At 36.2% G+C, this 14,079-nt stretch carries 17 protein-coding genes; 3 read left to right on the forward strand and 14 right to left on the reverse strand.

Annotated elements, in window-relative coordinates; all coding sequences use genetic code 11:
• The first annotated feature begins 84 nt into the window (after nucleotides 1–84).
• Nucleotides 85–549, forward strand: a complete 465-nt coding sequence (locus tag ACSC97_RS15515; protein ID WP_436661830.1) for a pyridoxamine 5'-phosphate oxidase family protein — start codon at nucleotides 85–87, stop codon at nucleotides 547–549.
• On the opposite strand, the gene ACSC97_RS15520 is transcribed toward ACSC97_RS15515, so the two are convergent.
• The 11 genes from ACSC97_RS15520 to ACSC97_RS15570 form a co-directional block, all read right to left on the reverse strand.
• Nucleotides 541–1,164 (reverse strand): class I SAM-dependent methyltransferase, encoded by a 624-nt coding sequence (locus ACSC97_RS15520; protein ID WP_194597721.1) that lies wholly within the window; start codon nucleotides 1,162–1,164, stop codon nucleotides 541–543. The two genes, ACSC97_RS15515 and ACSC97_RS15520, sit on opposite strands and share 9 nt — an antisense overlap.
• A 19-nt stretch (nucleotides 1,165–1,183) precedes the next feature.
• Nucleotides 1,184–1,774, reverse strand: a complete 591-nt coding sequence (locus ACSC97_RS15525; protein ID WP_436661832.1) for a uracil-DNA glycosylase family protein — start codon at nucleotides 1,772–1,774, stop codon at nucleotides 1,184–1,186.
• A gap of 129 nt (nucleotides 1,775–1,903) precedes the next feature.
• Nucleotides 1,904–2,776 (reverse strand): MBL fold metallo-hydrolase, encoded by an 873-nt coding sequence (locus ACSC97_RS15530; protein ID WP_194597722.1) that lies wholly within the window; start codon nucleotides 2,774–2,776, stop codon nucleotides 1,904–1,906.
• A 14-nt stretch (nucleotides 2,777–2,790) separates the two neighbouring features.
• On the reverse strand, nucleotides 2,791–3,201 hold the full coding sequence (locus ACSC97_RS15535) for a DUF6691 family protein (protein ID WP_004911272.1): 411 nt from the start codon (nucleotides 3,199–3,201) through the stop codon (nucleotides 2,791–2,793).
• Nucleotides 3,198–3,617, reverse strand: coding sequence for a YeeE/YedE family protein (locus tag ACSC97_RS15540; RefSeq protein ID WP_004954238.1), 420 nt, complete (start codon nucleotides 3,615–3,617; stop codon nucleotides 3,198–3,200). The genes ACSC97_RS15535 and ACSC97_RS15540 overlap by 4 nt, the downstream gene beginning before the upstream one ends.
• A 572-nt stretch (nucleotides 3,618–4,189) precedes the next feature.
• Nucleotides 4,190–4,663, reverse strand: a complete 474-nt coding sequence (locus tag ACSC97_RS15545) for a DUF6438 domain-containing protein (RefSeq protein WP_004954235.1) — start codon at nucleotides 4,661–4,663, stop codon at nucleotides 4,190–4,192.
• 118 nt (nucleotides 4,664–4,781) lie between these two features.
• Nucleotides 4,782–5,486, reverse strand: a complete 705-nt coding sequence (gene ispD / locus ACSC97_RS15550; protein ID WP_125318648.1) for a 2-C-methyl-D-erythritol 4-phosphate cytidylyltransferase — start codon at nucleotides 5,484–5,486, stop codon at nucleotides 4,782–4,784.
• Nucleotides 5,470–5,841 (reverse strand): cell division protein FtsB, encoded by a 372-nt coding sequence (gene ftsB, locus ACSC97_RS15555; RefSeq protein WP_436661836.1) that lies wholly within the window; start codon nucleotides 5,839–5,841, stop codon nucleotides 5,470–5,472. Before ftsB ends, ispD begins: the two co-directional genes overlap by 17 nt.
• Nucleotides 5,842–5,851: 10 nt before the next feature.
• Nucleotides 5,852–7,141, reverse strand: a complete 1,290-nt coding sequence (gene eno / locus ACSC97_RS15560; protein WP_004911285.1) for a phosphopyruvate hydratase — start codon at nucleotides 7,139–7,141, stop codon at nucleotides 5,852–5,854.
• A gap of 45 nt (nucleotides 7,142–7,186) precedes the next feature.
• Nucleotides 7,187–8,044, reverse strand: a complete 858-nt coding sequence (gene kdsA, locus ACSC97_RS15565) for a 3-deoxy-8-phosphooctulonate synthase (RefSeq protein ID WP_004954227.1) — start codon at nucleotides 8,042–8,044, stop codon at nucleotides 7,187–7,189.
• Between the two features lie 32 nt (nucleotides 8,045–8,076).
• Entirely contained in the window at nucleotides 8,077–9,714 is a 1,638-nt protein-coding gene (locus ACSC97_RS15570; RefSeq protein WP_004911289.1) for a CTP synthase, read from the reverse strand.
• 366 nt (nucleotides 9,715–10,080) lie between these two features.
• Between ACSC97_RS15570 and ACSC97_RS15575 the strand changes: the two genes are divergently transcribed.
• Both ACSC97_RS15575 and ACSC97_RS15580 read left to right on the forward strand, forming a co-directional pair.
• Nucleotides 10,081–10,524, forward strand: a complete 444-nt coding sequence (locus ACSC97_RS15575) for an internalin (RefSeq protein ID WP_436661839.1) — start codon at nucleotides 10,081–10,083, stop codon at nucleotides 10,522–10,524.
• 230 nt (nucleotides 10,525–10,754) lie between these two features.
• Nucleotides 10,755–11,600: a metal-dependent hydrolase gene (locus ACSC97_RS15580; protein WP_436661841.1), complete on the forward strand. Its 846-nt coding sequence runs from the start codon at nucleotides 10,755–10,757 to the stop codon at nucleotides 11,598–11,600.
• 45 nt (nucleotides 11,601–11,645) lie between these two features.
• Here the strand turns inward: ACSC97_RS15580 and ACSC97_RS15585 are convergent, their stop codons facing one another.
• From ACSC97_RS15585 to ACSC97_RS15595, 3 genes are read right to left on the reverse strand one after another with little or no spacing between them, the layout of a single operon-like run.
• Nucleotides 11,646–12,740, reverse strand: a complete 1,095-nt coding sequence (locus tag ACSC97_RS15585) for a YheT family hydrolase (RefSeq protein WP_004954220.1) — start codon at nucleotides 12,738–12,740, stop codon at nucleotides 11,646–11,648.
• 19 nt (nucleotides 12,741–12,759) lie between these two features.
• Nucleotides 12,760–13,476, reverse strand: a complete 717-nt coding sequence (locus tag ACSC97_RS15590; RefSeq protein WP_436661844.1) for an SGNH/GDSL hydrolase family protein — start codon at nucleotides 13,474–13,476, stop codon at nucleotides 12,760–12,762.
• 33 nt (nucleotides 13,477–13,509) lie between these two features.
• Nucleotides 13,510–13,917 carry a nuclear transport factor 2 family protein gene (locus ACSC97_RS15595; RefSeq protein ID WP_201897647.1) on the reverse strand — a complete coding sequence of 136 codons (408 nt, stop codon included), beginning with the start codon at nucleotides 13,915–13,917 and terminating at the stop codon, nucleotides 13,510–13,512.
• Between the last annotated feature and the right edge of the window lie 162 nt (nucleotides 13,918–14,079).

Consider the following 14,079-nt stretch of genomic DNA (forward strand, 5'->3'; position numbering starts at 1 on the left):
AGATTCAATCAATAATTGAACCGCTCTATCTCTGATTTCAGGGGTGTATTTTACTTTTTTCATCGGGACATTCTCTCAAGAAAAGTGGTCTCCGACAAACCCGGTACGGTTCAAAAAGCATCAATACATGCTTCAATTGCAACAGTCGATCAGTATGGGCAACCCAATATTACCCCTATCGGCACTGTCTTTTTAAATGACAATCAAACCGCTTATTTCTTTGATACATTTACAGAAAGATTGGGTGAAAATCTTAGCCAAAATTCCAAAGCCTGTATTCAGTCTGTTAATAGCGGAAAGCTGTTCTGGCTAATTTCACTGATTCAGGGAAATTTTAGTGATTATCCTGGCGTTCGTTTATATGTGGAAATTGGAGATTTACGTCCAGCAACTGAACCAGAGAAACTTGCAGTGGAACAACGAGTGAAACCACTGCAATGGACAAAAGGCAGTCAACTGATCTGGTCTGAATTTACTCATGTCCGTGACATCAAGATCAATGATTTTAGATGGATCAAATACCCAAGAATGATGGAAAATCTAATCTAAACGCATTTCAAACAGGCACAGCCCCTCAATCTCTAAAGGCATCTTGATATTTTCAAAAGCTGCCGCTTTTAAAGCATCGATATGCTCCTGTTTGTTCATATAAAGCTGGTCATTTTGCATGGCATGAGGTGCATATAGATGATCACAAACCAAGTAACAACCTTGAGGTTCTAATAAGGTTGTTACTTTTTTATGAAAATCGGCAGCATATTTTTTATGTCGAAGCTCATGCAATGCCTGATGAATGATAATAAAGTCATATTTTTGATTTACAGCATTTTGCCACTCAGGCTCTTTAAAGTTTCCAATGAGATAATTCGCTCTTGCTCGTTCAGAGGGAGTTAACTTCTGTTGAGCAAGCTGATGCATAGCCTCAGAAAAATCGAAAGCGGTATATTGAATATTGGGCAATTGCGACAATAAATGTTGCGCTAAAAATCCTGGCCCTGCTCCCAACTCCAGAATATAACCTTGATCAGAAGCATGCGTCTTAATCAGATTGGCATAATAATCAAAGAAATCCTTTCTCCACGGACGCTTAACATTCGCTGTTTCTTGCCATTCAAATGCATCAGCGTAGTTTCGCAGATCAATTAGACTTTCAACATCTTTCATTATGATTCTCTGTATTTAACTAAACCAAGCCAATTTCTTCAAAAAATAGCTTGTATGCTTCTGTCTTCTTATCTAGAGCTAAAGGATAAGCACGTGACGATGAAGGTAAACGATATAAACTTAACTCTCGCTCCATATAGTTTACTTGCACAGATTGTCCAATCATCAGTTTAAAAGGGTTTTCAGGAAAATGCTGCATCAGTGTATCCGTCGCTTTATCACCGGTAGTCATAATGGTGTGACATGCAGGAATTTGGATGAGTAATTCTGACAAATCTGTAGGCGTGACTATTTCTAGAAATTTATCAGATGCATTACCTTGTAATCTTTTAATTTGAAATGCGGTATCGAATATTCCTACACCAATTTCTATCAAAAATTCACGAATTTTTTGTTCTTTAAAGTTTTTGTTTGATAAATCAAGAAAATAGTTTTTATCTTTGAAAAATATCAATCCGAATATTCTCCACATATCATTTTGATAGTTTGGATAGTAAAAATTCATCCTCCATCTGTTTTGAGGAGGAGGAAAGCTTCCCAACATTAGCAACTTAGCATTATATGGTAAGAATGGCTTCAGTGGATGTGTTTCAATTTCTAAAACAGTCATTAAAATCTAACAACATTAAAAATTTAAAATAGTTTAATCAATTATTCTGTATCAAAATAGCTTTCACATTTCTAATAGAAAATAAAAAAAGAAGATAACGTGTATCTTCCTTTTTTATCAGTTTTTTAATCAGCGTTTAAAAAAATTGAATGGTAACTTTAAATACCGCACACCATTACTTTCTGGTTCTGGAAAACGACCTGCATCCATATTGATTTGTATAGATGGCAGAATCAACTTTGGCATCGCCAAAGTCGCATCACGTGCCTGACGCATCTTTACAAAATCTTGTCGATCGGTATCAGATTTCAAATGAATATTACTTTGTTTCTGTGCAGCAATTGTTGTCTCATAGAAATACTCATTTCTACCTTCGGGCTTATAATCATGGCATAGATAAACACGTGTATCGTCAGGTAGTTCATATAACTTTTGAACAGAATCAAAAAGTATATCCGCACTTCCTTTAGGAAAATCACATCTCGCCGTACCATAATCTGGCATGAATAAAGTATCACCAACAAAGACAGAATCACCAATGACATAACTCAAGCACGCTGGCGTGTGTCCAGGCGTTGGAATATTGTAAGCATCTAGATGACCAATCTTAAAATGCTCATCATCTTTAAAGAGATAATCAAAAGTTTGGTGTGAATTAAACATCTTCACATCAAGATTGTATATTGAGCTAAAGGTCTCTTGCACAATACCGATCTTTTCACTCATCGCAATCTTTCCACCCAAATGTTCTTTGAGATACTGAGATGCGGTTAAATGATCTGCGTGGACATGTGTTTCTAGTATCCACTCAACCTTTAACTGATGAGTCTTTACGAAATCAATAATTTGATCTGCACTATGAGTTGATGTAGAAGCAGATGCAGCATCATAATCTAGAACACTGTCAATTACGGCACATACTTTAGTTTCTGGGTCAGTCACCACATAACTAAATGTATTTGTATTTTCATCAAAAAATGCTTTGACTTGAGGATGTTGCATCTAATCTCTCCTACTTATCGTTCTGCCCATATGCGATGAATAAAGATACCGAGGAACATTGCTCCGATAAAATACCATGCTTCAGCATAGCCTAACCCAATCAGAGTAATTGCAGGTGCAGGACATACACCAGCTATCCCCCAACCTATACCGAACAGCATCGAACCAACGATCAATTTTTTATCGATCTGTTTATTAGTGGGTAATGAAATTACTTCACCGAATAATGTTTTTGGATTTCGGATCGCTTTTTGGAATGGAATGATGGCAATCGCAATAGCCCCAATCATCACAAACATTAGGCTAATATCCCACTCACCAAAAATGTCTAAAAACCCTAAAACTTTTTCAGGATTTGACATACCTGAGACCATTAGTCCTAGTGCAAATAATCCGCCAAATATGAACGCAAATACATTTTTCATATCGCAACTCCTAAAATATGGCGAATAACGAATACAGTCACGATTCCAGCTAGCATAAATGTGACCGTTGCAACGATCGAACGCACTGATAAGCGACTCATACCACAGATACCATGACCACTAGTACATCCCGAACCTAATCGCGTGCCAAAACCTACCAAGATTCCAGCAATGATTAATCCAATTGGTGAGGATTTAATCACAATCTCAGGTTCAACAAATAATTGGTAAATGAAAGGAATGATGAATAAGCCAGACAAGAACCAAAATGCAGGATTATTCAAAAGTGATTTAGGTTGTAAAACCTGCGCAAGCAAGCCACTAATCCCTGCGATACGACCATTTACATACAAATAGCCCACTACTGCAATTCCAAGGATAGCACCGCCAATCAAAGCTAAAATAATGCTAGACATTGTTTTACTCTTTAAAACATTATATATTTTTATAATATATTATTTTGTATATTTAATGAAGTAATTATTCAAAAACTATACAAATCTTTTTGTACCTTTTTTCAAGCATTTTCTATGTGCTTTAAATTAAACATTTGATTTAATTGGATAATTTATCTCATTTAATTTTTAACAAAAAATAATTTTTAGACCATTGGAAAAAAACTCCAACGCTCTGTTCAATTTTACGCCTTACAACCTCGTCCTTTTAATTTAAACAACCGTTAGAGCCAAGTTGATGTTATCTAAAGTTAAAAAAACTAAGTAATAATGCTCATAAAATTTGATATCGTCTTTTCTAGTTTAACTATTATTAGCATAAATAATGGCTAGGTTGTTAACTAAAACATAAAGTTTTTAATCAAGCGATTCTCAAGTTTGAGCTAATTTTAATTTATTAATTTTATATGGTTTTTACAGACTAATTCTCTATAGTTTTCTATCTAAGCTGCCGTATACAGTTATACGACAGCTAGTTTTTTTACAATCTAAGAAATTTCTACAAGCGGTATGCTCTTGTCATCAGACAACACTTATACCAGTTCTTCAATTCCTATTAATGTAGGTAACTTATCAATTAATTTGTTTAATTCATCATTTGCAGGTGAAATACAACCAGTGTAATGACTCAAACGTGTTGTAGTACCATCTGCTTGTTTCCACCAAAAATAAGAACTAGGTTTATCTGTTGCAGTTTGCACACAACCTGTTGTTTTTACATTAGAACCAGTTTCTGGGCGATACGTTTTTAATTCACTTTGTAATTTCTTATACACAGCAGGATCTACTTGAAGATCGCGTGTGCCCGTTACTTTAGTGTATTGTTTGCCCTCGAAATGGACTATTCCATTAGGTGAAACTTCAACTGAATAAATTGGACATGCACCAAAACATGGGCTTGTTGAATAACGGATCGTTTCTTGAGCTACATTTTGAGATTGTTCAGGTGTTGAAGCACAACCAACTAATGCCAATGTAAAAAAACCTGAAAGTAATAATTTTTTCATTTGTTAATCCGTTGTAATGTTTAGTTAATAAATTTATCAAATAGTGAAATAGTTGTCATTTATATTGGTGTTACAATCATTAAATTTTCAATTTTGCTTAGGCTATTTTTATAAAAAATTAATTTATGGCTTGTGATTGCAATATTAAACGAGCGAGTTCTAAATCATCTGGATAAGTGATTTTGATATTATCTGAACGACCTTGTACAACTTGTACGGGTTCATTTACATATTCAAGTGCACTTGCCTCATCAGTAATTACAATTTGATCTTTCAGTGCTGTCTCTATTGCATTTTTTAATATGCTTATCTTTGCCACTTGTGGTGTTTGAGCTTGCCACAATAGATCACGACTCACTGTTTTCTCTATTTGATGGTCTTCAACTACTTGTTTTAATGTATCTCGAACAGGTATAGCTAAAATGGAACTCTGATCTGACTCTATAGCAGTAATTATCAATTTTTCGAGACAATCTGTTGTAACGCAAGGGCGTGCTGCGTCATGTACGAGAACCCAATCATTTTCATCTGCAATATTTAATAAATACATCAAAGCATTTAATACCGAATGAACACGCTCAGCTCCCCCCTTACAAAAGTGAAGCCTATCTAAGTGCTCAAAAGCTAATGTCTGGGCAAAGTTATCGCTCTCACCTATAGCGATAACACATCCAGCTAACTGCAAAGTATTGAGCCTGTTGACCGTATGCTCAATTACTGTACGCTGAGCAATATATTGATATTGTTTTAATTCAGATTTTGAAAAACGACTACCTGAGCCTGCTGCTGGTACAACAGCCCATAATTTAGTCTGGATTTTCATTGGTTGGGGCATCTAATTTTGCATTTGGATCGATATAGATCGGTTTGTAATGGGTACTGATCGTACTCATTTGCACAAAGGTCTCATTTGGTTTGATTAAACCTAGATCGAGACGTGCATGTTCTTCAATCGCTTCAGTTCCATTTTTTAAGTCAAAAACTTCAGCCGCTAAAATGCGATTACGCTCTTTTAGCTCTTGATTGATTTCAGCTTGCTGCGTGATTTGTTGAGCTAAAGCTTGATGAGGGAAATATCCTCCCTCACCTAACCAAAATTGGTACTGTAAGCTTGCAATCAGAACGATTGCAAGCAACAGAATCAATTTACTCGAAGTTGATCGAAAGACTTCTAGCATAATTCAGAGATTATTTTAAACCTTTGAATTCAGCTTTACCGCGGTAAGCTGCTTTAGTCAATTCTTCAATACGAAGTAATTGGTTATATTTTGCAACGCGGTCAGAACGGCATAGAGAACCAGTCTTAATTTGACCAGCTGCTGTACCTACTGCCAAATCAGCAATAGTCGAATCTTCTGTTTCACCAGAACGATGTGAAATAACAGTTGAATAGCCATTTGCTTTAGCTAGATAGATAGCATCTAATGTTTCAGTCAAAGTACCGATTTGGTTATATTTGATCAGAATAGAGTTACCTACTTTCTCATCAATACCACGTTGTAAAATCTTAGGGTTTGTTACGAATAAATCGTCACCAACCAATTGGATTTTGTCACCAAGAATTGATGTTAAGTAGCTCCAACCTTCCCAATCAGATTCATCCAAACCATCTTCGATCGAGATGATAGGATATTGATTTGCAAGACCAGCTAAATAATCAGCAAATTGATGGCTTGTGAAAGCACGGTTACCTTCGCCTTCTAAAACGTATTGACCGTTTTTGTAGAACTCAGAAGATGCGCAGTCTAAAGCAAGCATCATGTCAGAACCAGCTTTATAACCAGTTAACTCAATTGCTTGTAAAATAACTTGGATCGCTTCTTCATTAGAGCGCAAGTTAGGTGCAAAACCACCTTCATCACCAACTGCAGTATTTAAACCTTGTTTCTTTAAAACTGATTTTAAAGAATGGAATACTTCAGCACCAGCACGTAACGCTTCAGCAAATGAAGTGAAACCAACTGGCTCAATCATGAACTCTTGAATATCAACAGTGTTATCTGCATGCTCACCACCGTTGAGGATGTTCATCATCGGTACAGGCATAGTCAAGATAGTTTGACCACGAAGGTCTGCGATATATTGAAAAAGAGGAAGTTTCTTTTCTTCAGCAGCAGCACGCGCAGCAGCTAAAGAAACTGCTAAAGTTGCGTTTGCACCTAATTTTTCTTTGTTTTCAGTGCCATCAAGCGCGATCATTGTATTATCAATGTCTTTTTGCTCAAAAACTGATTTACCCAACAAAGCGTCACGAATCAATGTGTTAACATTGTTAACTGCTGTACGAACACCTTTACCTAAGTAACGAGATTTATCTCCGTCACGAAGTTCTAAAGCTTCACGAGAACCAGTTGAAGCACCAGATGGTGCACATGCACGACCAACAACCCCAGATTCTAAAATTACGTCTGCTTCGATGGTTGGGTTACCACGAGAGTCCAAAATTTCGCGTGCACGGATGTCAACGATTTGGCTCATGAACAATTCCTCTGTTTAATGAATAAAAAGATGTATTTTCATACATCAATGGGTATCTAACTTTTTGAATCCTTTAACTAAAGTATCCAATTCTTTTAACTGTGCCAAGAATGGCTCTAATTGAGATAAGCGTAATGCACATGGTCCATCACATTTCGCTACTTCAGGCTCTGGATGTGCTTCTAAGAACAAACCAGCTAAACCAGTCGCCATGCCTGCACGTGCTAGCGTCGTAATTTGAGCACGACGGCCACCAGCTGAATCAGCACGTCCACCAGGTGTTTGCAATGAGTGCGTCACATCAAAGAACACAGGGACATTCATTTCTTTCATGATGTCAAAACCAAGCATATCAACAACTAAGTTGTTATAACCGAATGCTGAGCCACGTTCACAAAGAATTAGTTTGTCATTTCCAGCTTCAAGACATTTATGCAAAATATGGCGCATTTCGTGAGGAGCTAGGAACTGTGCTTTTTTAATATTGATAATAGCTTGAGTCTTAGCCATCGCCTCAACCAAATCAGTTTGACGACTTAAAAAAGCAGGTAATTGAATAATGTCAGCAACTTCTGCAACTGGAGCTGCTTGATATGGTTCATGTACATCAGTAATGATAGGGACATTAAATTGTTTCTTAATGTCAGCAAGCCATTCAATCCCTTTTTCTAAACCAGGGCCGCGAAAAGAATTCAAACTTGAACGATTCGCTTTGTCAAAGCTCGCTTTGAACACGTAAGGAATATCTAAGCGTTTGCAGATGTCAATATAAGTTTCAGCAATTTCGAAAGCTAAATCTTTTGATTCTAATACGTTCATTCCGCCAAATAATACAAATGGCAAATGATTTGCCATTTGTATATCGCCTAAACGTACAACTTCTTGTGGTTTTAATTGTGACATTTAAACTTTCCCAGTTTATTTAAAGAACTGCATTATTTACCTTGTTGGTGCTGTTTTTTCGCAGCATCAATAAAACCAGCAAATAATGGATGTCCATCACGTGGTGAACTTGTAAATTCTGGGTGGAATTGTACAGCAATAAACCAAGGATGTTCAGGAATTTCTACAGTTTCAACTAAATGTTGTACAGAAGAATAACCTGAAATTTTCATACCAGCTTCTTCAAGCGTAGGAATGAAACGATCATTCATTTCATAACGATGGCGATGACGCTCAGTAATTTCAGCTTTACCATAAACTTCGCGAGTTTTCGTGCCTTCAACCAATTCTGACTTTTGAGCACCAAGACGCATTGTTCCGCCTAAGTCTGATTCAAGACTGCGCTGTTGTAATTCGCCACGCTCGTCTAACCATTCAGTAATTAAGCCAATTAATGGATATTTAGTTGAACGATTAAACTCTGTAGAGCTTGCTTCTGGAATACCTGCTACATTGCGAGCATATTCAATTACAGCGAGTTGCATACCTAAACAAATACCCAAGAAAGGTATTTTATTTTCACGTGCATACTGGATCGCACGCATTTTACCTTCAGTACCGCGCTCACCAAAACCACCTGGCACAAGGATCGCATCAGCAGTATTTAAAACACTAATATCTTGTTGTTCAAGATCTTCAGCATTTACATAATCAATCTGAACTTTTACGCGATTTTGGATACCAGCATGTAAAAGTGCTTCATTGACAGATTTATATGCATCTGGCAATTCAACATATTTACCAACCATAGCTACACGTACCGTGTACTCTGGATTGAGTAATGCTTCAACAACATTATCCCAATCTTCAAGATTTGCTTCAGGAAGATCATTAAAACCAAAACGTTCACAAATTAAATCGTCAACATTCTGTTCATAAAAATTACGTGGGATTTGGTAAATTGTTTTCGCGTCTTTACAAACAACAACTGCACGCGCTTCTACGTTAGTGAAAAGAGCAATTTTACGTTTAGTATCAGCATCAACATCATATTCAGTACGACAGATTAAAATGTCAGGTTGAATACCGATTGAAAGTAATTCTTTAACTGAGTGTTGAGTAGGCTTTGTTTTTAACTCAGCAGCTGATTTAATATACGGCAACAAAGTCAAATGCATGAGCATTGTACGTTTATGACCCAACTCAACCATAAGTTGACGAACCGACTCCATAAATGGAAGTGATTCGATATCACCAACAGTCCCGCCAATTTCTACAATAGCAACGTCGTAACCTTCACCTGCACGAAGAACACGCTCTTTAATATTGTCAGTAATATGCGGAATTACTTGAACTGTACCGCCTAAGTAATCACCACGACGTTCTTTATTCAAAACATCTTGATAAACACGACCACTTGTAAAGTTGTTTAATTTGGTCATTTTCGCACGACGTAAGAAACGTTCGTAATAGCCCAAATCTAAGTCAGTTTCAGCACCATCCTCTGTGACGAAAACCTCACCGTGCTGGAATGGACTCATGGTACCTGGATCGACATTAATGTATGGATCCATTTTCACCATAGTGACTTTTAAGCCACGGGCTTCCAAAAGTGCAGCAACAGAAGCAGCAGAAATACCTTTACCTAGTGATGAAACTACACCACCAGTGACAAAAATAAAATGGGTCATTGAGTTTCTCGTACAATCGAGCCGAAATCGGCCTACAATGTTGTGCAATTTTACTGTACTCTGCCCTAATAAAGCAAAGTCAAACCGCATCAATTCAAAGAACTATAAACAACTGGCTATTCTATCAGCATTTTCGATAAAAATTTATCGGAATTGTGGATATTTCATACATAAATTCTTTTTGCATGGCTGACAGCAATCATTTTCAAGTTTAGATTATGATTTTTTAGTTTTATCACTTTAAAAATTAGTATGGATGGTGCAAGCAACTATAAAATATCAACAAAGCTGTCTGATGTAAGTGATTTATTCTTTTAATTTGCTGATATAATTCCCTCTGTCCTTTTTTAATATGTTGTTTTAACAATGGCGAATAAAAAACTTTTACTTTGTGCAGCGATTGCTACTGGTCTTTTATTAACTGCGTGCGTCAAAAAAGAAGAGCCTAAAAACGAAGATCAGCAAGAACAAACTGCTGAAATTGAAACGAGTCAAGCACAAACTGAGCCTAAGAACAGTGAGTTTGAAACGCTTGAAAGCGTAGATGATCAAGAAACTACAGCTCCTGTTACCGAAACTATTCGTGAAGAAACTCCAAATACAACAACTGAAGTTCGTCGTGAGATTCGCCCTGCTGAAACAACTACTAGCAGCCAAACTCAAACTTCTACAACAGAACAACCTAAACCGACTCAAACTGAACCAAAACCAGTAAAGACGGAACCACAAAAGCCAGCTACTCCAGCTCAATCTGAAGAAGATGCTGTTGCAGCAGCAATTGCGGCTGCTACACCTGCGCTTAATAATTAAGTTATCTTATGAATACCCAAATCAAAATTATGGTTTGGGTATTTAATTCATAAAAAATTTTATCTTCTTTTATCCTTTTACTCTAAAATACATGTCAGAAACGATTCTCTGTCTATCAGTTAGGGACAATATTATCTATCTTCTTCAAAATTAATTGACAGGAAAAGAATATAGAACTAGCTTCTACCTCATAAGTTCTATTTTAGAACTTACAATGAATGGAGTAAATAATGAAAACTAACTCAACCCGTTTACCTGCCTCATTTCCTGTACGTCGCATGGATTACAATTTCGAAAATACACCTAAATACTGGTGTGCTAATGATCCAGCAATGACACATTATTTCACCGGACTCTCAACCTTATTTCCAGAAGGTGAATCTTATTTCGTGCGATCAGTAAGAGCATTACGAGAACATGCAAAACTGAATGAAGCATTAGATAGAGAAATTAGTGCTTTCATCGGCCAAGAGGCTATGCATTCAAAAGAACATCATGCTTTTCATATTAGCGCTCAACAACATGGCCTGAACCCTGAATCTTTGGAAAAAGTTACTGGTATTGTTCTCAAAGGTCTTGAAAAAGTATTTAGTAAAAAGTGGAATTTACTTGTTACTGTAGGTTTAGAGCATTACACAGCTGTACTAGTCGTAAGTATGATGGAAACTGTAAATGAGTATATGACGGATAAAACTATACGAGATTTATGGTTATGGCATAGTGTTGAAGAAACTGAGCATAAAGCAGTAGCTTTTGATTTATATGAATATTTATATGGAAATGGATTAAATGCTTACCTTCCTCGGGTCACAATTTTCACTTTAAGCCTGATTCTTATTACTGGACTTTCAACAATCTACCAAATAGTTTTAATGAAACAAGATAAACAATTATCAAATCTTAAAACATGGCAAAACTTCTTTAATTTTGCAGCTAAGCAATATAAAACATTTATTCCCAAATTCTTTGAATACTATAGATATGACTTTCACCCTAACCAGACTAATGAAAAAAATTTAGTTGCAACCACGAAAATAAAACTTGGAATAAAAGATACACCTGCTTTGGTATCTTAAAATAAAAAAAGCCCATTCACACATGGGCTTTATTCCTTAAATTACTTAGCTTGAACGCTGAATAAGAAAATAATCTGAAATAAGTCGTGCTGACCAAGATGAAGTTTGCCAGCCTTCATAAAATCCACAGTGGCTTCCTTTTTTCGTTGTAATCACAGCAATATTATCCATTTGCTCTATAGCAGATTTATATGGATGAAAGTTTTTGATCGAGCACACAGGATCATCTTCAGAGTTTAGAATCATCAATGGAATTTTTATATTTTGAAAAACATATATCGGATTAATCGCTTTACAATAGCTCTCATAATCTCTAAAACCTGCCATTTCAAAATAGACTTTTTCAAACTCTTCAAGAGTTGTTGATGCTAAAACCTTTTCTAATGAATCAAGCTGTTTCCATGTAGATTGGTAAGGATAAATAAAATGCTTAAACAATTTTTTCGTCATTAACTTTGTGTAAAACGGATGAACATTTTTGAATCCAATTTCGGTGTTATAACCAGGACACATTGCAAATGCAGCTTTAAAAGGCGTGTCTAGACCTTGTTCACCCAAATAACGCACTAATAATCCAGTTCCAGCAGAAGAACCAACAGCATACAAATCAGACTCAGGAAATATATGTTGAATATGCGTAAGTTGTTCTTTCAAATCATCTGTCGATCCAAAAAGTGAAATGCGAGGTACAGGCATTGGTAAACCAGCGTGTCCACGACGTAAACATAGCGCGATTCTCCATCCTGTGTATTGATGCAAATCTTTTACTAGTTCTCGCATACTTTCAGGTGAACCCGTAATTGTATGCATAATAACAATCGTCGGTGTTTGCTTAGGCAAGTCGTATCCATACCATGCTATTCCTGTAACACCACCATCCTGCATAGTGAGTTGTTCAATACGATCATATTGAAGCTTTATCGTCTTTTTTCTAATAACATCAAAATACAACAGATGCATGTGATTGTTAGACAACCAAGGTGTTGGGCGATACTTCTGTTTTAGCTGAGGCAATTTCTCTAAGATATTTTTAATCTTTCCATTTGGTGAATAATATGTCTTTGGTTTCTCTGCACCAACCACAAGGTCAAATAACTCTAAGCCCAAAACTTTAATTTTATTTAAAGTAGAAATACCCATAGATGACAATAGCCTTAAATTATGAGGTGAAGAATTCGCGCACTAACGACGCGACCTGTTTCCCCCAGATCTCGTAAATTTCTTTACTTGGATGAAACCCATCTATAGCCATGGGTAGATTCATCTCTTGAAAATGTTCAAGATCAAATTCAATAAACTTAAATATTAGTTCAGTTGATAAATAGCCTTGTAATTTTTTATTCATTTGTTGAGCATGTTTTCCAAATATCCAAGCAAGTGGATGAGGTAAAGCTGGAAAATGCTGCATAGGTGGAACACCAGTTACAATAATCAATTTTGGATCAAATTTCTTCCGTAATTCAGTAAATAATTGTTTTTGTTGCTTTATCCATGAGCGAATTGAGGTAAGTTTAGTCACGTCATTTACCCCTATTGAAGTGACAATCACATCATAAACTTGTGGCTCTAAAGTATTAATTGCATCAATGACTTGTCTAGTATTGTCACCAGTTTTAGCATGCAAAGCCCATGTCAGTTGATATTCATTCATAAGCTGTGAAATCAATACGCCTGAAAGAGCTTGATGCTGATATTCAACACCAACTCCTGCAGCAGCAGAATCACCTAAAATAAGTAATGATAATGGCCGACCAAAACCTACAATTCCTTGACGTTCTCCAATTGGCTCTAGAAGTTTTGGTGTACGTTGTTTAACAATAACTCCTTGAGTAACTATGACTGGCAGTAGGAATAATGTTGATATTTTTAACCACATTTTAATTTAAACTTACTTAGGCTATTTTTAATATTAAGTAGCTTGATATTGGGCGATTCTTTGACCCATTTGCTCTGCTAAGGCAGCCAAACCACTCATTGGCCGAATCATCACCTCAAAATCAATAATTTGCCCTCGATCATTGAAGCGAATCATATCGATACCTTTTAATGATTTACCACTCACATTCGCGCTAAATTCTAGCACTACATTTTCACCATCTTCAGTAAAGAACTCACGATGATAAGTAAAGTCCTGAAAAACTTGGATAACATTGGTCAAAATAAAGAAAACAACCTGTTTCCCTTCATACGGTTTATAAGCGACAGGTGATCTAAATACTACCTCATCTGCTAATAAATCATTTAAGACGGACATGTCATTGGTTTCCAACATTTGATGCCATTTTTTGATTGATATTTGAGTTGTTGCAAGTGTCATTTTTATTGTCCTATTAAATTTATATGGTCTTGAAAAGGGCATTTTCTTAAGGCTTTGTTGCACAAAGATTTGAAATGCAAAGCGCCCCTAATTGAGCCAAATTTAAGGCGTAACTTGGGTAAGTGGTCGACCTAATTCCGTAAATCTGTTGAGGACTGCTAC

Origin of the sequence: Acinetobacter sp. P1(2025) (assembly GCF_051390655.1) — a bacterium.
Lineage (GTDB): Bacteria > Pseudomonadota > Gammaproteobacteria > Pseudomonadales > Moraxellaceae > Acinetobacter > Acinetobacter junii.

Bases quoted from the DNA above. Each gene is read 5' to 3' on its own strand.
- ACSC97_RS15525 (WP_436661832.1), bottom strand. From the start codon at position 1,774: ATGACTGTTTTAGAAATTGAAACACATCCACTGAAGCCATTCTTACCA.
- ACSC97_RS15575 (WP_436661839.1), top strand. From the start codon at position 10,081: ATGGCGAATAAAAAACTTTTACTTTGTGCAGCGATTGCTACTGGTCTT.
- ACSC97_RS15585 (WP_004954220.1), bottom strand. From the start codon at position 12,740: ATGGGTATTTCTACTTTAAATAAAATTAAAGTTTTGGGCTTAGAGTTA.
- kdsA (WP_004954227.1), bottom strand. From the start codon at position 8,044: ATGTCACAATTAAAACCACAAGAAGTTGTACGTTTAGGCGATATACAA.
- ispD (WP_125318648.1), bottom strand. From the start codon at position 5,486: ATGAAAATCCAGACTAAATTATGGGCTGTTGTACCAGCAGCAGGCTCA.
- ftsB (WP_436661836.1), bottom strand. From the start codon at position 5,841: ATGCTAGAAGTCTTTCGATCAACTTCGAGTAAATTGATTCTGTTGCTT.
- ACSC97_RS15540 (WP_004954238.1), bottom strand. From the start codon at position 3,617: ATGTCTAGCATTATTTTAGCTTTGATTGGCGGTGCTATCCTTGGAATT.
- ACSC97_RS15570 (WP_004911289.1), bottom strand. From the start codon at position 9,714: ATGACCCATTTTATTTTTGTCACTGGTGGTGTAGTTTCATCACTAGGT.
- ACSC97_RS15520 (WP_194597721.1), bottom strand. From the start codon at position 1,164: ATGAAAGATGTTGAAAGTCTAATTGATCTGCGAAACTACGCTGATGCA.
- eno (WP_004911285.1), bottom strand. From the start codon at position 7,141: ATGAGCCAAATCGTTGACATCCGTGCACGCGAAATTTTGGACTCTCGT.
- ACSC97_RS15535 (WP_004911272.1), bottom strand. From the start codon at position 3,201: ATGAAAAATGTATTTGCGTTCATATTTGGCGGATTATTTGCACTAGGA.
- ACSC97_RS15580 (WP_436661841.1), top strand. From the start codon at position 10,755: ATGAAAACTAACTCAACCCGTTTACCTGCCTCATTTCCTGTACGTCGC.
- ACSC97_RS15530 (WP_194597722.1), bottom strand. From the start codon at position 2,776: ATGCAACATCCTCAAGTCAAAGCATTTTTTGATGAAAATACAAATACA.
- ACSC97_RS15595 (WP_201897647.1), bottom strand. From the start codon at position 13,917: ATGACACTTGCAACAACTCAAATATCAATCAAAAAATGGCATCAAATG.
- ACSC97_RS15590 (WP_436661844.1), bottom strand. From the start codon at position 13,476: ATGTGGTTAAAAATATCAACATTATTCCTACTGCCAGTCATAGTTACT.
- ACSC97_RS15545 (WP_004954235.1), bottom strand. From the start codon at position 4,663: ATGAAAAAATTATTACTTTCAGGTTTTTTTACATTGGCATTAGTTGGT.